Genomic DNA, 18063 nt, shown 5'->3' with positions numbered 1-18063 from the left:
GTAAATACTTTTATTTTGAGTTAGGATTTATGGCTAAGAGAGATAGATCCTAACTCAAAATAAAATTGTAAGGAGTTTTTGGAATGCAAAAGTCATTAGGAAAAATAAAGGAACAATTGGATTCTACTGAAAACATATTGTGTACATTACAATGTTCATTCGACCAATATGTCAACCGAAATTGTGCTCGTCCCGGCATATTAGTTGCCACTGAGCAAAGAATGATTTTTTACGGAACACCTTTTATGAATTTTAAAAACGAAATAGTTGAAGAATTCCTTTATGAAGGGATCTCTTCATTCACATTAAAAAAGAATATTTTCGGAATTCGAATCCGAATGCAGTACAATGATGAATTCTTGAAATTTAATAAAATTACGAATGCAGATGCTACTACATTTGTAGAAACAGTAAATACCCTACGTAAAAAGTAATAGCAAATTTCGTATCTGCCACTTTGATAATAAAATGTTTTGTAACTTAGCAGTTTTATCACTGAGAGAGAAGGTAGTATATTGGTTCGAAAGAAGTTTCGTTGTATCAAACAACACGATTTAAAAGACTGTGGTCCAGCTTGTTTAGCTATGATCTCACGCCACTACGGCCTTACAATATCCATATCAAAAATTCGAGAAATTGCTGGAACAGACCTACATGGCACAAACATTAAGGGTTTACTAACAGCGGCTAATAGATTGGATTTTGATACGAAGGGTGTAAAAGCAGAGAGCATAGATGCATTGTCAGAAATACCTTTGCCAGCTATTGCTCATGTCGTTATGGACGGTGGGCTACTTCATTATGTAGTCATACACAAAGTAAAGAACGGTAAAATTTATGTAGCAGATCCAGCACAAGGGCTTGTTACATATACATCGGTTGATTTCGGTCAGATTTGGCAAGGAATATTGATACTACTGGCTCCCCGTCAGAATTTCCAAAAAGGGAAGGAATCTCAAGGGACATTATCTCGATTTTTTTCACTATTAAGACCTCAAATGAGCTTGCTACTTCCACTATTTATAGCTTCTATTTTTTTTAATATATTTGGTTTTGCTGGCGCATTTTATTTTAAGTTTTTAATTGATGATATTGTGACGAAACAATTGCTACAAACACTGCATATAGTATCTATAGGAATTGTGATTTTATACATTTTTAAAGTATTACTCTCCTATTTTCGGACGCACCTTATACTATATTTAAGTAGACGGATGGATATTCAATTAATGCTTGGATATTATCATCATGTTGTAGGCTTACCTATGAATTTTTTTGAAACCCGCAAAGTCGGTGAAATTATTTCCCGCTTTATGGATGCAAGTAAAATACGTGAAGCTTTATCGACAATTACTATTACATTAATGATTGATACAGTTATGGTTTTGTTGGGTGGTATTTTATTATATGTGCAAAGCTCCACTTTATTTGTAGTTACATTACTTCTCATCCCATTTTATATAGGGGTTATTTTTTTATTTCATAAGCCCTATCAGACCATAAACCGTAATGAAATGGAAAGTAATGCTAAATTAACATCGTATTTAGTGGAATCATTAAATGGAATCGCGACAATAAAGTCCTATAATGCGGAAAAAGAAGTGTTTTTTCAAACAGAAAATCGCTTTGTAAACTTATTAAAACATACATTTAAAAGAGGAATGTTATCAAATTTACAAGGTTCTATTAAAATGGTTTTAGCACTTATTGGAGGTACTGTTATTCTTTGGGTGGGAGCAATACAAGTCCTAAAAGGAAATATGACAATTGGCGAATTAATTACATATAATGCACTTTTAGGATATTTCTTAAATCCAATTGAAAATTTAATCGGTATTCAACCTACGATGCAATCTGCATTAGTTGCTGGCGAACGATTAAATGAAATTTTAGACTTAGATGGAGAAAAAGATGAAACAGAATATCGTAAAGTTTCTCCTAAAGCATTATCTGGGAAGATAGAGTGGTCAGATGTTACATTCCGATATGGAACACGTAAAAACGTGTTGGAGAATATCAATTTTTCGATTCAATCAGGTCACCAAGTCGCATTTGTAGGAGAAAGTGGTTCAGGTAAAACGACTATTGCTAAGTTATTAATGAATTATTATGAACCACAAAAAGGTGACATATATTATGACGAATTTCATATAAAAGAGGTTAATCGTACAGCACTAAGAGATCGTATTGCTTATGTATCACAAGATTCATTCTTCTTTAGTGGATCTATTTATGATAATTTACGATTTGGATTAGAACAAATGCTTTCGTTAGAAGAAATTATTCAAGCTTGTAAGAGTGCATGTGCGCATGAATTTATTTGTGATTTACCTTTACGCTATGAAACTCATTTAGAGGAAAATGCTTCAAATCTATCTGGCGGTCAAAGACAGAGATTAGCTATTGCAAGGGCACTGTTAAAAAAACCAGATATTATTATTTTAGACGAAGCAACCAGTAACTTAGATTCAACAACAGAAAAGCATATTACAGATATGTTAAAAGACTTAGGATCCAAAGGCATAACGGTTATCATGATTGCACATCGACTTAGTACCATTCAACATGCCAATAGAATTTTTGTAATGGGAAAAGGAAATATCCTAGAAAAAGGGTCTCATGAGGAATTATTAATTCAAAAAGGTGAGTATTATCGTCTATGGAAAAATCAAACCGTTCATGCAGAGTATCTGGAGACTGAATTTGATGCAATGCGAGGTGGACAATATGGTTAAAATATACTCTTTTGATGAATTAACGGATAGTGTTGAGTTATTAGAAAGAAAACCGCCTCGTTTTATAGCTATATTGTTGAGTTTTCTTTTTTTATGTCTATTAGTTTTTGCTATTTGGGCATATGTTGGTAAAGTAGATATTGTTAGCAAAGGTACTGCTATAGTTGAAGGGAAATCAAATAGCAGTACAATTCGTACGCAAATTGTAGGTATTGTAGACACTATTTCTGTGCAATCTGGTGATGAAGTAAAAAAAGGAGAGACCTTACTCCAATTGAAGAACCAGGAGTTAACAGGTAAACAGAATCAACTAAATAACATTATAAAACATGTAGAAGAACAAAAAGCAATGTTAGAACAGCTAAAACAGAGTATTAAATCTGAAAAAGCAATTTTTTCTAAGGATTTAGATCAAAAAATACGTGATGAATACAAAGCATATGAGCAAGGGTATCAAGCTTTAGAAAAAGAACAGGATAATGAGATTAAATCCCTCATGAATAATAAGTTACCTAACGAGCAAGATGAGGTTTTACAAGGGTTACTTGCGGAAAAGGAAAACATACAAAGAGAGCTAAAATTGACTCAAAAACAGAAAGAAAAGACGACATCAGAACAAATCGATTCAATTAATGAAAGGATTCAATCATTAGAGGCGCAACAAACTAATGTAGAAAAAAGAGTCGAACAAAGAAAAGTAACATTAGAAAATGAAAGAAGTAAAATTGAATCAGTTAAGGAAGGAAAACAAGAGCAAAAGAAATTTACTTTACGAAAATATAAAGAGGATGCTATTGTTTCAATTAATCAGCGTATTCAGTCAGTAGATGAGGAACTATTTGTAAAAAAACAAGAAATGGAAAGCTTACATCACCAAGGTGAAACGACTGTTATAAAGGCACCAAATGATGGTGTTATACAATTCACCTCTATTTTACAAAAAGGTGATTTAGTCGAACCAGGTCAAGAGTTAATATCGATTATTCCAAAGGAAAATATCAAAAAGATAAAGATATTAATGCCTGCTCAAGAAGTAAAAGGGATAAAAAAAGGAGACAAAGCACAGTATTCCTTTAAATTAAAAAAGACCGATAAGCAGGTTGGGACTGTAACTTACATATCTGCCCATCCTATTTTTGATAAAGATTCCAAAACATATATGTATGAAATGGAAGCTTCAATTGATACAAATGAATTTGATGAATTACATATGGGAATGGTAGGCAGAGTTTCTGTCGTGACGGGTGAAGAATCCATTTGGAAATTTATTTTACGCGAGTTGGATTTTATTTCTAATTAGTCTAAAAGGAGAAACGGAAGAACTATTAGTAAGCACGTTGATAAAGATATCGTAGTAAGAGTTTGGCAACAAGCAGAAATCCAATGAGTATTAACAATTTGAGAAATTGTAAAAAGATATACTTAATATTTTTAATATGATTATAACGGTGTATTCGCCTTGTAAATGTAACTTATGGTTCTTGCTCATTAACTTGAATCTCTCTAACAGATGCAAAAACTGAATGTAGATCCTAATGTAACGATGCCAGTTGTTTTTTGAAAAAGCGTGTATACGCATCCGCAAGGTTGCGAACAGACGACTGAATCGCAATACTATCCACTTCTTTTAGCCAAACAAACTCTTTCTTCATGGCAGGAAGTTTGGCAGAGCATGTACCATATGTTAAACCTTTCCCAGTTTCTTTGTATGCCGTGATCCCATAGGGATAGGAAATAATTGAATACAAAGCGAGAACAACCTATCGTTTTGTTAATTAGAATTGCTTGTGCCTGATTTGGATAGATACGAAACTTATAGGCTTTATTAATTATCATTTCATTCACCTCCATTTCGGTATATGACTATTACATACCAAACATATATTCGTTTGAGAGTGAAGTAACACTTTATGTATGTCGAACAATTAAGATGGCTCCTTGCCATCCCTTGTTCGAAGCCAATTCATCCCCCATACTCACTTCGCGTTTCTTGAGGAAGGAGTCTTCTTGGCTAAAATGATAAAAATGTTATGATTAGAGAATTATAATTATTTAATTCTAAAAATGTATTAGATTTAAAAATTAATATTAGAATTTAGTAATAAAAAAGAGAATTTTGAAAACTACTTTAAATATTGGATTAGATAGGTTTGCATATGCAACTGTATTGAAAGTGGTGTATCAGGTGTAGTCTATGATGCAGTATAGAAAATGGAAGAGGGGATAGATTAAGAAACCTAAAAAGTAGTTTCTAGTTTACGTAGAACGATAACTAGAAAATGAAATAAGGTCAGCTTATATAATGGTAATATAAATGGATAAAGCATTGATATTGGGTACTTTTAGAATGCAACTTAATGCATGTCTAAAAGTACCCATATTATAACTTAATGATTTGAATGTAAATGATCACACTGCTTGGCTGGTTTAGTGGCGTGGCCATTTTCATCTGTACACCACGATTGAGATTGGAAAGCTAAGAATATTCCTACCCATCTATTTTCATCTTCAAAATGAATAAGAAGACCGCCATCTTGCCATATTCCATCATCAGATTTCCATCTAGCGATATTACCTTGATTCATATGAATATCATGTATACCGCTACCAGGTACAAAACCAAAATATTTATCTGGCTCATTTTCCTCGGGGCCCCATGCCTCGCCAAAAGCATATAGAGTTGCTTTCTTATCCATCGCTTCACTTATGTATCCCTCAATTTTGTCTTTCAAATCGTTATTTTCACCTGGTTTATTTGGAGGGAGCGCAATCATTTGCTTTGGATCGAATAAATTTCCACGAATATAGTCTAGAGCAATGTCTCTATTGTTTTCGGTTATCGAAGTGAATCCAGAATTTAATTGTGGTAATTTTGTAATTTGTTCCGAATTGAAATTTTCACTAGCAAAGTAAAGGACTTCAGATGGACGTGATCCCGACTCAATGTTAACAGCTATTCTGTAATCGTGGTTCTGCTCATCTTTAACATGGATTTCAAAATGTGGTTTTCCAGACTTAGCTACGTCTGTATTAACAGCTTTTCCCTTTAAAACGTTATAATTTCTTAATGTCATATATAAACCCTCCTAATTTAATCATGTTATTACATCGATTAGAATTTACAATTAGTGCATATATATTCAGTAAGAAAAAAATCTATATTTTCTTATAATTCTATTTTAATGAAATGAGAAATCATTAGGGCCATAAAGAAAAACTTAAAATACTTTATAAAGGTTTAATTTCGAAATGGATAGCAGCTATACCTAATTAATCAAAAACTGCTATCCATTTTGGATAGGGAATAGCATATTAAATTTATAGTCCCTCCAAAATGGGGGGATCAATTGAAAGTGGGGGTAGTTCAAGTATTGCTGCTATAATAAGCTTACTCGATGATTGTTATGTTTTTTTATCGTATTTAGGCAATGCATATCTTCTTAACATCAATTGTACAAGTAAAAGAAGGCATCTTAATTGATATCTTCTTTTCTCATGTAAAGATAATGCAATGTAATTAAGAGGTTTCAATTCGGAGGAAGGCACTTTAGGGTGTCTTTTCTTTATTTTCTTTAAAATATACTATCATGAGCATTGGGTTATTCAGTTAATCGCGTAAAGGATAATCATTTTGTGATGAATAAGACGGACTACAAGCCATATGAAGCTTGTAGTCCTTTTAAAAAGGTTTATAGAATTCTAATAGTTCAACTGGAATATTATTTTTGTATGCTATACATGCTTTTGTATCACCAGGTTGAATGGTCTTTTTGTCAATTAACAAAAGCGCAGCAAACGTATTTGCTTCTATCTCTAATTTATCAACGGAAAAGAATGTATTCTTACGCAAAAAAGGTGTATTTGCATGAGTGTGTAGAACTGCGTGTCCTAATTCATGAGCACAAACAGTCCTCTGCATAGATGGAGATAAATTAGTATTAATAACAATGAAACGATTTCTTTTTTCATATTTATAAAAACCATTTATTTCTTCATGTAAATCCCATGTCAGTACATGTATTTTCAAGTAATCCGCAAGCTCATAGGGGTTTGTCGTGTTGTATTTGGTGCTAAGTTGTTGGACTAGATCTCTAATGACGAATTTCAATGTTTTCCCTCCTAAGCTTGCATCAGTTATCGTCTGGATTACGATATTTCTTAGGCACGTATTTTTTATTGATTACTTTTGTTTGTTTTACAATGTACTCCATCGCATCTAATAATGACTCTACTGCTTCTTGACTCATAGGTTCACCAGAGAACATTAAACCATCTTCGCCTTGTAGATCTTTCTTTATTTCTTCCATTCTTTTTGCTATATCTTTCTCATCTTTTGGCGTTACTTGTTCGTTTGGTTTGTCTGTAACAGATCGACCAAGTAAATAGTCAGCTGAAACTGAAAAGCAATCAGCTAATTTACTGAGAACATCATGTGGAGGGAATCTCTCTTCTGATTCGTAGTAACCTATCATTCTTTGGGATACGCCGATTTTTTCTGCCAGTTGTTTTTGGGTTAAATTCTCTTTTTTTCGTAAGGATTTTATTCTAAGTCCTATCACATTGTTCACCTCTCTAATTGAACTAATTGTTCTCTTTGAATCCATTTTAGCACAAAAAGTTCTTTTGTGCATTGACAAAGAACAATTAGTTCTTTAATCTATATTTAGAACTAATTGTTCTTATGGAGGTGGGATAATGGGAAATAAAATGTACGATCCGAAAAAAAACTTATATAAAGAAATTGCTAGCTATTGCGAAGTAACTGAACGCTATATTCGAATGATTGATCAAAAAGAAAGAACTCCATCAATGGAGACAGCTAGAAAGATTGCACAGTTTTTTGATAAGAGTGTAGATGATATTTTTTTTAGCAATAAATCGAACTTTAAGTTCTTTTTAACCTCGCTCTGGTTTGAGAATAGTGAAAAATAGATTTTGTCAGGAGGAAGTTGAAGGTAGTGAGTACGGACCTTCGAAATTTTAATAATGGAGGAATTGGATTAGAGATTGTAACAAGTGCAGAAGGTTTGTTGATGAGATATAGGTATCGCAAAAGAATTTATTGATTTTGACAGAATGAGAGAACTGTGAATGGACAGTTAAAGAATGCAATAAGTAGGTAAACAAAGGTTTGAAAATATGAGAGGTAGATACTATGGGGATTTTCCGAGTAAAAAAAGATAATAATTATTCCGTTATTAATAATACCGGTTTAAAGGATAAAAGACTTTCTTGGAAGGCGAAAGGGATATTAGCCTACATACTCACACTTCCAGATGATTGGGTGTTTTATAGAGAGGAATTATCGCAACATGCAAAAGACGGTATTAATAGCTTAAGAGCTGGAATGCAGGAATTAAAAGAATACGGATATATTAAAAGATTTCCTGTTAGAGATGAAAAAAACAAAATTGTTAGGTGGGAGACGATTATTTACGAAATCCCAATGGATGATTTTCCACCAGTGGAAAACCCACCTGCTGGAAAACCTGTTGATGGAAACCTACCGGTGGATAATCACAAGCTACTAAATACTAATATACAAAGTACGAAAGAACTAAATACTGATATACAAAATATAAATCATCGTTATGATAAGAAACAAAAATTAATCTCACAAAGGTTAATAAATGATGATTTTAAAATAAGTCATCAATTTTTAATGAAGAATAGAATTTCATTAAGTGAAGTAGCGATTATAGAGCTTGGTGCATTTTGTGAATCATTAGGTAGTGAAATAATTGGGGAAGCAGTAAATAGATCAATTGATGAAAATGTACCAAAGTGGAGATATATACGTCGGATTCTTAAAAATTGGGAAGCCAAAAAGGTAAAAACACTCAAGGATGTAGCTAAGCTAGATGCACAGTTTGATCTTGGTAAGAATAAAAAACAATTTAGGTTAGGGAATACCAATCGAAATGAAATGGTACCAGAATGGTTACATGAAAAAGAAGAAGTTCCAGAAGAGCAGCCTATACAAAATAATGAGTTAACTATTGAAGAAGAGCGTGAGAGATTAAAAACTTTATTAAAAAGATATAAATTATAATAAACATTTATAAATTTTATTAAATTGATAATAAAGGTTAGCTTATCTTTGGTAATAAAAATAAAAGCAGAATTTAAATAAAGAAAGGTAGGGGGATTGTTATATGTTTGACTGGCTCAAAGATTATCAGAAACTAGAAGAAGGAATTGCATATTTAGAATATAACTTAGACAAATCAAAAGCAGAGTTAAAGCGCTGGACTAGTGGGGACTTGCAAAATGTACGATTAACTGCTGAATCGGAAGGGGCTAAAGTAGAAGATCGGATTGAAGCTATTGAATATGAATTAGGACATAAGATGAATGAAGTATTTGATTTAAAGATTTTAATTAATAAGTTTACAGGGTTAGATCATCAAATACTCAAAATGAAGTATGTTGATGGAATGACCTTAGAACAAATAGCGTTTGAATTACATTATAGTACAGGCTATATTCGCCGAAAACATGCTGAAATAAAAAAGATTGTCAAGTTTGTAGATGGGTTTTAATGTTACCTTTTTGTAGGGTACATGCAGTGTACAGAAAGTATTGAAAAAGTGATTTATAGTAGTAATATAAGATTTCGACGAAAGGGCAACTATTTTTATGGTTGCTCTTTTTATTGTGAAAGAAGGTGAGCAACATGAAGTAATTTTAAAAAATAATTTGTATTTAAGTGTTAGATGTACTTAGTAAAGTAAAAGTTTTGTAGAAAAAAATAATAGGAAAATAAGGAGAGATTTAGTAATGAGTATATTAGCTGCTTCCGTTAAAACAAAGAATCTGCCACAACAAGTGTTACGTTGGCAATCAATGGTAGAAAGTGAATGTTCAGCACAAGGTGTGTCTGAATTAGTTCCTTACGTACTTGGAATTATTATGGTAGAAAGTGACGGAAATTCTGAAACAACACCTGATATTATGCAGTCAAGTGAATCCCAAGGATGGCCTATGAATACAATCAAAAATCCTAAAGATTCAATTTATTACGGAGTGAAGCACTTAAAAGGAGCTTTTGATGATGCAAAGAACAATGGCATTACAGATTTAAGTGCCATTGTTCAATCATATAATTTTGGACGAGCTTACCTTCGTTGGTTAGCTTCTAATAATAAACAGCATTCATTACCGGTGGCAGATCTGTATTCTAAAACGGTTGTTGCGCCATCACTTGGAAATACGACTGGTGCTATGGTGAAATATAGTCACCCTATTGCTGTTGCCTACAATGGTGGTTATCGATATAAAAACGGGGGGAATTTCTTCTACTCTGAAATTGTTAAACAATATGTAGATTTTGGTGAAGGAAATGGTGGTGGTGATAATAAGCCATTACAACCAAAAGGACTAGGAATTGCAACGTCTAAATACCCAGAAGGATCGGGTATCAATTTATATAGTGGCCCTGGAAAAGATGCTTGGTTCACAGGTAATGTCATTAATACAAAAATGCCATATTTAATTATAGAAGCTGCTTGGTATGGTGGAAATGAAAACATGTTGTGCCTAGGTTGGGAAGCATGGGCGAAAGAAGAGCACTTTGAAGTAGAGTGGTTCCATGCTTACTCCAAATATCCCGCAGGTTATGGCATTAACACATATGATGGTCCAAATGGAAATTATAAAGGAAATGTAGATGGATCTTATCCATATGGCGTTTTTGCGAGAAAAGATGGTTATATCGATATTGGACAAAATACATGGGTAAAAGAAGAACATTTTAATGTAAGGTAATAATAAAGGGTCTCTGTTTCTTTGATTATAAATAATAAATTAAAATATTAAGAAAAAATGTTATAAAAGGTGCTTTTTTAAGTGCCTTTTTATATTACGTATAAATAGAAAGGAAGATTATTATGGCAAAATTTATTTATCCAACAGATACAACGAGAGTAACAAGTGGTTTTAGGGGGAGTAGACCAGATCATCATGGGATAGATCTTGCTGAATCGGGCTATCATCCAATTTATGCAGCGGCTAGCGGACGAGTTAGTCGTTCTTATGTTTCATCCAGTTATGGTGAATGTATTATGATTGTGCACACTATTGATGGGGTTACATGGGAAACAGTATATGCCCATATGCGTAGTGGTTCTCGAACAGTCAAAGAAGGTGATTATGTTACACAAGGACAAACTATTGGGATTATGGGGAACACAGGGGATTCTAGTGGTCAACACTTGCATTTTGAATTGCATAAAGGGTCTTGGAACGTTAATAAGAGTAATGCTGTGAATCCATTAGATTACTTAGGAAAAGGAGACGGTGGTGGTACAACTGATCCTTCTAATAAACCACTACAACCAAAAGGACTGGGAATTGCAACGTCTAAATACCCAGAAGGATCGGGTATCAATTTATATAGTGGCCCTGGAAAAGATGCTTGGTTCACAGGTAATGTCATTAATACAAAAATGCCATATTTAATTATAGAAGCTGCTTGGTATGGTGGAAATGAAAACATGTTGTGCCTAGGTTGGGAAGCATGGGCGAAAGAAGAGCACTTTGAAGTAGAGTGGTTCCATGCTTATTCAAAATATCCAGCAGGTTATGGCATTAACACATATGATGGTCCAAATGGAAATTATAAAGGAAATGTAGATGGATCTTATCCATATGGCGTTTTTGCGAGAAAAGATGGTTATATCGATATTGGACAAAATACATGGGTACAAGAAGAGCACTTTAATGTAAGATAATATCTTTAAATCTGCACGTATTAAGTAGAATGAGAAAACTTGTTATCATACCTCTTGAGATGAGAGTAATATCTGTAAAATGCTGGGCGGAATATAGAGTGGGATTTTTGAAAGAGCAACTGATGTAACAGGTTGCTCTTTTTCTTTTTTTAATGTGAGGACCATAACCCATTATATAGAATACGGCCTGTATGAGCATTTAGTTTCTAGATGTACTTAATAATTCAGTGGAATTTTAAATGATAAAAAATAAAAGAAAAAGGAGATGTTCAGTAATGGAAATTAGAAAAAAATTAGTAGATCCAAGTAAATATGATATAAAGTGTCCCAATACAATGACACCAGAATTCATCACAGTACATAATACGTACAATGATGCATCAGCAGAAAATGAGATATCGTATATGATTGGAAATAATAATTCAGTGTCGTTTCATGTTGCAGTAGATGACAAAGAAGCAGTGCAAGGTATTCCGTTTGATCGTAATGCTTGGCATGCCGGTGATGGTAACGGGAATGGTAATCGTAAATCTATCGGGGTTGAAATTTGTTACTCTTTAAGCGGTGGAGATAGATATTATAAAGCAGAAGATAATGCAGCAATTGTTATTGCTCAGCTAATGAAACAATTCAATATACCCATTAGTAACGTACGTACACATAAATCGTGGAGTGGAAAACACTGCCCACACCGAATGCTCGATGAAGGAAGATTGGATCAATTCATTGAGAAGATAAACAAAGCATTTAACAAAGATAATAATAAACCACTACAACCAAAAGGACTAGGAATTGCAACGTCTAAATACCCAGAAGGATCGGGTATTAATTTATATAGTGGCCCTGGAAAAGATGCTTGGTTCACAGGTAATGTCATTAATACAAAAATGCCATATTTAATTATAGAAGCTGCTTGGTATGGTGGAAATGAAAACATGTTATGCCTAGGTTGGGAAGCATGGGCGAAAGAAGAGCACTTTGAAGTAGAGTGGTTCCATGCTTATTCAAAATATCCAGCAGGTTATGGCATTAACACATATGATGGTCCAAATGGAAATTATAAAGGAAATGTAGATGGATCTTATCCATATGGCGTTTTTGCGAGAAAAGATGGTTATATCGATATTGGACAAAATACATGGGTACAAGAAGAACATTTTAATATACGATGAGAATAAAGAGCTACTCTATGAGTGGCTTTTTATTTTTAATCAAGTACGAAGTGGGAAAGAGGTGGTAAAATGGATAGTTTACAAGAGGTGAAGGGTGATGTTCAGGAAATAAGGCAAGATATTAAGGATATACGATTAGAGATTAGAAGTTTAGAAATGCGGACGACAGGTAATGAAAAGGATATTATTAATATCAATAAGCAATTAGACAAAATCAGTGCTAATACAACTTGGATCCTACGCCTTATTATTGGTGGACTAATTGGAGCTGCTCTTACCTTCTTTTTGAAAGGGGGAGGTATGTAATGATTGAAATTACGGCAATGATTGGGGTTGTTGTAGGAATTTCACAAATTGCAAAAACAACTGGACTGCAAACAAGATATATTCCGTTATTTAATTTAACACTTGGCATTACGCTAGGTGTTTTATTTTTGTCTCAAGATATTAAAATGAATTTATTTCAAGGAATGATTATCGGATTGTCAGCTAGTGGATTATTTGACCATACAAAAATTATAAAAAGGGATGCCGATAGAAAATGAAAAAGAAGTACAAGCATATTTTATCCATAGTTGTTGCAATGATTCTAGTAGTACCAATTGGAACAAACGTACTTGCTGATAGAACGCTACTTATTCCTGATTTACCAAAACAACCATACCGTTATGGTGTTGGAGCTTATGAAGGTGTTGTGGCACATTCTACAGCTACCCCAGAGGCACCAGCAATTAATATTCAAAAATATGAGTCTCGTACATGGCGTTCAGCGTTTGTTCACTACGCAGTGGATTGGGATGAAAAGATTCAAATTGCATCTACAAAACATCAGGCATGGGGGGCAGGTCCAGCAGCAAATGCAAGATTTGTTCATATTGAATTGTGTGAGACAAGTGATCCATTGAAATTTAAACGTTCATATGAAAAATATATAGAATTAATTGGGGAAATCTTGCGAGAACGAAATATTCATCCCTCTAAAGGATTATGGACACATAGGGATATTACTTATAAATTAGGTGGGACAGACCATGAAGATCCACTGGATTATCTTCGTAGTCATGGCGTATCTGAGGCTAAGTTCCGAGCAGACGTGTTAAAGGTTTATAACGGGAGCACGGTTACAGTGGATACCAAACCACAAAAAACAAATGAAATATCTGGTACAGTAGAATCGAATGGGATTGCATATATTGAAGGATACAATGTAAATCTCCGCTCTGGACCATCAACAGAAAATAGTGTTATTCGTAAGCTACAAAAAGGTGAGGCTTATAAAGTATGGGGTAAATTAGGAAACTGGTTACATCTTGGTGGTAACCAATGGATTTATTATGATTCTTCATATATTCGTTACCAAGGTAATGAATCTGCTACAGTAATTGGTAAAAGAGTTATTTCAAAAGTAAATAATTTACGTTTCTATGATTCTCCATCTTGGCAAGATAAAGATGTTGCTGGTACTGTAGATATGGGTTTAGGATTTATTATTGATACAAAGGTAAGTGTAAATAACTTATCACAATATAGAGTGCACAATAGTAAAGGTAAAACATATTATGTAACAGCAAACGAAGCCTATGTGTATGTGAAGTGAAAGAGGGGATCTGCTCTACTATGGGGCGATCCTCTTTTTTTATTATGTATAAATTAGGTTTAATGGTGAAAAGAGGAGACTATGAATGGTTTTTGGTTTGGAAAAATATTCTTGATACAACAACATTGAAGTGTTATGTTAAGATTTAATAATGTTATATTTAAAAATGGATTTTTAACATGATATAGATTTACTTAAAGATGCCAATTTTGGGAAAATAGTAGGTAAGGTATTAGGTAAAGAGACATAGTTTTTATATGGTTGTTAATCCTATATTATAAATTAGGAGAAATATATTAAGTAAGGAGTTTTTTTATGCTGAAATGGGCTAAGTGGATTGCCATGTTTGTGATTTTTATCTGTAGTATTTTAACTATCGACGCTCTTATTGGTAGCAAAAAAGGTATAAAGGCCATTACAGCAGCAGTTGAGGAATTAACCGCAGATGAAAAAAATATAGGAAATCAAAAAGAAGTAAAGCAAAGAGCCGAAACAAGTGATTATAAACATTTAGACAAGCAGCATTATGCATGGGTTATGAATGATTATTTAAAGGACCTATCTGATGTGGCTAACCGATTTAGCATTTTAGAGGCTGATGCAGAAATTAAGGGTACTATAAACAAATCATGGGTTTCAGATGTAGGCGATGTTTTCTATAAAATGTCTTATCTCATCTCAAGTGTACGATATGTAGAACCCCCAACAGAATTAAAGGGTCTACATTCATCTATTTTAAAGGCGATGGATAACTTGCAATTTGTTATAGACAATTATGGAGATGCTGCGAGCCAAACAGATTTAGCGAAATTAGGCAAATGTTTAAAATCGTTAAGAAGTGCTAGGGATACAATAGACGAGGCCCGTAGTGAATTATCCACTTATGAATAATTATCATAAAAACCAATTAGTATTACAGAACATCCTCAAAAGTATATATGAAGTTTAGCGTTTTCTTTGCGGTTAAGGAAACAGTAATCTCAAAGGTTTCAATTCTAATGCTTGGTACATGAAAGAGGATAACAAGCAAGGAATGGAAGGCAGGGAAGATCAAAGCTGTTGAGTTCATGGACAAGGCTGGCATGAAGAAAGCGATATTTTAAAAGAAAATGAGGGAATTCGAGGAAATAAAATCATTAAAATGATATAAATAGATGTTATACTTTTAGTATTTGACAATGCAATCACAGTCATTAGAGAGGATATAGTAGTCTGTGTAGTAACGAAACCAAAACTTAAGTTAAGTATTAGTGGACATAAAAGACCGATTTTGAATGTTATGATGTCCGCTAATGCTTATAGCGTGATTTAGTTCTATTGCTATACCAAGGCCATCATCGCCATACTGAATAAAGTGAACAAAATATAAATTTGATTCATAAGTCGGAAGAAGGCATCTTAGGGTGTCTTTTTATTTTAGATTTTTTTAGAAAATATTTGAAATATAATACAACAAATTATATTATTATTTGTATATGATTTCTAATAATTCTGAAAAATATAGGAGGAAACAACAATGAAATTAGGAAAAATAGCATTAATTGGAGCGTTAACATTTAGTGGGTTTACTGCAGTAGAAATGAGTAAGCCTACCTCACAAGCAGCTGCAGCTTACTCAGATCCACTTAATGATGATTGGGGATTCAAAACCATTATGGATTTACAAAATTCAGAGGAAAGTACATACCAACCTGATTGGAAGATTGGGAATTTAATAACTGGTGATACATTTTACTTAACACAGCACTTTGGTAGGGAACATTTTGGTGCGCAAATGAAAATTTATAAAATCCACACAAATGGTACCCTAGAACGATTCCAAACAATAGAACCAGAATTTATTCCTGGAACAGAAATTTGGCAAACACCTATCACAGATAGCTATACAAGTGGTAATTATGTCGCTGTAATTAAATATCGTGGTGAATTCACGTATTCAAATCAATTTACAATCAATTAAGGATGTAAACACATTAGAAAAAGGCACTTGAAAGAGGGCTTTTATAATTTCTCAATAACTGCAACTAATTAACGTGTTAAAATAATATTTGAATTAGAGTCCAACACATATTATTAAAATTAAATTGGTTCAAGTCGGAGTAAGGCACCTTAGGTGTCTTTTTTATGCATAAAAAATCCTCATCTTCCTATAGAAAAGATAAGGCCTTTATATATTATTTATTATCCAATTCATCAGTTTTATTATAAACGCATTTAGCTTCTCCAAAAAGACCACCGGTGTCCCATTCTCCACCATAATGAGCACATTTTAAAGGTGTACGATCGTTTCGCATACTTGGATTTTTAGGTGATTCATAGCCATCATTTACAATACTACCAACAATACATATCCCTCCAATTACAAATACCACAGCAACAATTAATAGTGTCTTCCCATTAGGACCAGTAACAATGTCGTTTACAACTTCTTTTGCTTCTTGCTGAGTTTCACCTTTTGAAAATAATGAAAGAATAATAGATATGATAAATATGAAAAATAGCACAATTATAAATACCATTACTTATGACTCCCTACTATATGTATACTATTAATTTCCTTATACGTTTTAAGCTAAGGTATCTGAAATCATAATGATAATAAATATATCCCCCCCGATTAAAAGTGCAGCAGCAACAATTAATATTATTACTCCATCCGGACTATTAAGAATTTCTTTTATATGTTTTTTTGCTATTTGCTTAGTTTCTCCGCTTGAAAAGAGATAAACAATAGAATGGAGAATTAGTAAGAAAAATGCCGTAATTACCTCTAACATGGCTTATGTACCTCCTAATATATATGTACCTTTAATTATCCAGTAATTTTCTTGCACCTTGTATCAGCCTGAGTAACTGGAATGCTTAGTTCAATAAAAGCCAAAGGACAAAAATTACTCCTGTAACTGCTGCAGATCCAAAAAAACCTACCAACATTTTCCCCTCAGGACCATTAATAAGCTCTTTTAAAACTTCTTTTGCTATTCGCTGACCTTTACCACTTAAAGATATCGAAAGAATAAAGAATACTACCACTAATACAAATGAAGAAACTATTAACTCCATGACTTATGTACCTCCCCAATATATGTACGCTATTCATTAACCAATAATTGCCTTATATATTATATCAGCTAGGGTACATAAAGATATAGCGAATTATTTATATAAATCATTTTATTAATAGGAATCACATTACTATAGAGGGCTCAAGTCGGAAGAAGGCATCTTAGGGTGTTTTTTCTTTGGTCCATTACATTCATTGTTAACTCATTGATTTTTTATGTTCATTTGTTATAATTATTACTACAGTAGTATTACAGTAATACCTTGGGTATATAATAAAAGAAGAGATGCTCGATACATCTCTTCTGGTAACTGTTGCCGTAAGGCGGGTAGTTACTAAATAAAGTTATTTTCTTTTTCTAGAACTTCCCTTTTGCTTCCGACGGCGTAGGGAGGTTCTTTTACGTTTTTTGCTAATATTACTCACCAGTTTGTTTCCATAACCGGTAACAAGAATTGTCAAAAATACTTTCAACAAATCTTGTAGCAAAGACAGTAAATATTCCATCATAGGAGTCACCTCCTTTCCCTCTACATAAAAAAGAGAAAGGACAGCAACCAACCACCCTACGTCATACAGTTAAATCTATTCTATCATACTAGTACAATCTCACCAATATAAACAAGACCACCATTATTGATAGTCGTTTTAGGTATATTTAGAACAATTAATTACAACATTTTTATAGCGTGATTAATATATAATAATTTCGCCTTATGACCTGTATCATAAACTATTACATGGTATATATTTTTTGTACCAC

General features: G+C 33.1%; 20 protein-coding genes and 2 pseudogenes. 14 read left to right on the top strand and 8 right to left on the bottom strand.

The window, feature by feature from the left end; genetic code table 11:
* Positions 1-83 precede the first annotated feature (83 nt).
* From DN407_RS29995 to DN407_RS29985, 3 genes are all read left to right on the top strand, one after another.
* A complete protein-coding gene (locus DN407_RS29995; protein WP_001172489.1) occupies positions 84-434 on the top strand; it encodes a PH domain-containing protein in 351 nt (116 codons plus the stop codon).
* A gap of 81 nt (positions 435-515) precedes the next feature.
* The gene (locus DN407_RS29990) at positions 516-2735 is read left to right on the top strand and encodes a peptidase domain-containing ABC transporter (RefSeq protein ID WP_098348310.1); all 2220 of its coding nucleotides are present in this window, start codon (positions 516-518) and stop codon (positions 2733-2735) included.
* Positions 2728-4035, top strand: a complete 1308-nt coding sequence (locus DN407_RS29985; RefSeq protein ID WP_149217083.1) for a putative HlyD family type I secretion protein — start codon at positions 2728-2730, stop codon at positions 4033-4035. Before DN407_RS29990 ends, DN407_RS29985 begins: the two co-directional genes overlap by 8 nt.
* A gap of 250 nt (positions 4036-4285) precedes the next feature.
* Here the strand turns inward: DN407_RS29985 and DN407_RS29980 are convergent.
* The 4 genes and pseudogenes from DN407_RS29980 to DN407_RS29965 all read right to left on the bottom strand — a co-directional run.
* A pseudogene (locus DN407_RS29980) lies at positions 4286-4571 on the bottom strand (helix-turn-helix domain-containing protein); the annotation flags it as partial.
* A 551-nt stretch (positions 4572-5122) separates the two neighbouring features.
* Complete coding sequence (locus DN407_RS29975) at positions 5123-5809, bottom strand: YukJ family protein (RefSeq protein ID WP_086388378.1); 687 nt, start codon at positions 5807-5809, stop codon at positions 5123-5125.
* Positions 5810-6414: 605 nt separating this feature from the next.
* Positions 6415-6843 carry an ImmA/IrrE family metallo-endopeptidase gene (locus DN407_RS29970; protein ID WP_065705253.1) on the bottom strand — a complete coding sequence of 143 codons (429 nt, stop codon included), beginning with the start codon at positions 6841-6843 and terminating at the stop codon, positions 6415-6417.
* A gap of 22 nt (positions 6844-6865) precedes the next feature.
* Entirely contained in the window at positions 6866-7294 is a 429-nt protein-coding gene (locus tag DN407_RS29965; RefSeq protein WP_086388377.1) for a helix-turn-helix domain-containing protein, read from the bottom strand.
* Positions 7295-7430: 136 nt separating this feature from the next.
* On the opposite strand from DN407_RS29965, the gene DN407_RS29960 reads away from it, so the two are divergent.
* From DN407_RS29960 to DN407_RS29910, 11 genes are all read left to right on the top strand, one after another.
* Positions 7431-7667, top strand: coding sequence for a helix-turn-helix transcriptional regulator (locus DN407_RS29960; RefSeq protein WP_086388376.1), 237 nt, complete (start codon positions 7431-7433; stop codon positions 7665-7667).
* A gap of 223 nt (positions 7668-7890) precedes the next feature.
* Complete coding sequence (locus DN407_RS29955; RefSeq protein WP_149217082.1) at positions 7891-8787, top strand: DnaD domain protein; 897 nt, start codon at positions 7891-7893, stop codon at positions 8785-8787.
* A gap of 103 nt (positions 8788-8890) precedes the next feature.
* Positions 8891-9277: a hypothetical protein gene (locus DN407_RS29950; protein WP_098685367.1), complete on the top strand. Its 387-nt coding sequence runs from the start codon at positions 8891-8893 to the stop codon at positions 9275-9277.
* Between the two features lie 238 nt (positions 9278-9515).
* The gene (locus DN407_RS29945) at positions 9516-10502 is read left to right on the top strand and encodes a lysozyme family protein (RefSeq protein ID WP_149217081.1); all 987 of its coding nucleotides are present in this window, start codon (positions 9516-9518) and stop codon (positions 10500-10502) included.
* 122 nt (positions 10503-10624) lie between these two features.
* Entirely contained in the window at positions 10625-11467 is an 843-nt protein-coding gene (locus DN407_RS29940) for a M23 family metallopeptidase (protein WP_149217080.1), read from the top strand.
* A 275-nt stretch (positions 11468-11742) separates the two neighbouring features.
* Complete coding sequence (locus DN407_RS29935; RefSeq protein WP_149217079.1) at positions 11743-12639, top strand: peptidoglycan recognition protein family protein; 897 nt, start codon at positions 11743-11745, stop codon at positions 12637-12639.
* Between the two features lie 69 nt (positions 12640-12708).
* A complete protein-coding gene (locus DN407_RS29930; protein WP_000377825.1) occupies positions 12709-12945 on the top strand; it encodes a hemolysin XhlA family protein in 237 nt (78 codons plus the stop codon).
* On the top strand, positions 12945-13184 hold the full coding sequence (locus DN407_RS29925) for a holin (protein ID WP_149217078.1): 240 nt from the start codon (positions 12945-12947) through the stop codon (positions 13182-13184). The genes DN407_RS29930 and DN407_RS29925 overlap by 1 nt, the downstream gene beginning before the upstream one ends.
* Positions 13181-14236, top strand: a complete 1056-nt coding sequence (locus DN407_RS29920; RefSeq protein WP_149217077.1) for an N-acetylmuramoyl-L-alanine amidase — start codon at positions 13181-13183, stop codon at positions 14234-14236. The genes DN407_RS29925 and DN407_RS29920 overlap by 4 nt, the downstream gene beginning before the upstream one ends.
* Before the next feature lie 315 nt (positions 14237-14551).
* On the top strand, positions 14552-15127 hold the full coding sequence (locus tag DN407_RS29915; RefSeq protein ID WP_086388391.1) for a hypothetical protein: 576 nt from the start codon (positions 14552-14554) through the stop codon (positions 15125-15127).
* Between the two features lie 625 nt (positions 15128-15752).
* On the top strand, positions 15753-16196 hold the full coding sequence (locus DN407_RS29910; RefSeq protein WP_000765884.1) for a DUF5065 family protein: 444 nt from the start codon (positions 15753-15755) through the stop codon (positions 16194-16196).
* Positions 16197-16410: 214 nt separating this feature from the next.
* Here DN407_RS29910 and DN407_RS29905 read toward each other — a convergent pair whose 3' ends face one another.
* The 4 genes and pseudogenes from DN407_RS29905 to DN407_RS31880 all read right to left on the bottom strand — a co-directional run bounded on the left by DN407_RS29905 (position 16411) and on the right by DN407_RS31880 (position 17810).
* Positions 16411-16755 carry a hypothetical protein gene (locus DN407_RS29905; RefSeq protein WP_000231285.1) on the bottom strand — a complete coding sequence of 115 codons (345 nt, stop codon included), beginning with the start codon at positions 16753-16755 and terminating at the stop codon, positions 16411-16413.
* Positions 16756-16823: 68 nt separating this feature from the next.
* Positions 16824-17013 (bottom strand): annotated as a pseudogene (locus tag DN407_RS29900) (hypothetical protein).
* A gap of 85 nt (positions 17014-17098) precedes the next feature.
* Positions 17099-17299 (bottom strand): hypothetical protein, encoded by a 201-nt coding sequence (locus tag DN407_RS29895; protein WP_086388392.1) that lies wholly within the window; start codon positions 17297-17299, stop codon positions 17099-17101.
* 346 nt (positions 17300-17645) lie between these two features.
* Positions 17646-17810 (bottom strand): hypothetical protein, encoded by a 165-nt coding sequence (locus tag DN407_RS31880; protein WP_165375055.1) that lies wholly within the window; start codon positions 17808-17810, stop codon positions 17646-17648.
* Positions 17811-18063: the final 253 nt, after the last annotated feature.

Source organism: Bacillus sp. JAS24-2, from assembly GCF_008274905.1.
Taxonomy (GTDB): domain Bacteria; phylum Bacillota; class Bacilli; order Bacillales; family Bacillaceae_G; genus Bacillus_A; species Bacillus_A cereus.
Note: the sequence above shows the minus strand (reverse complement) of the source record. Positions and strands in the feature narration are given on the sequence as shown.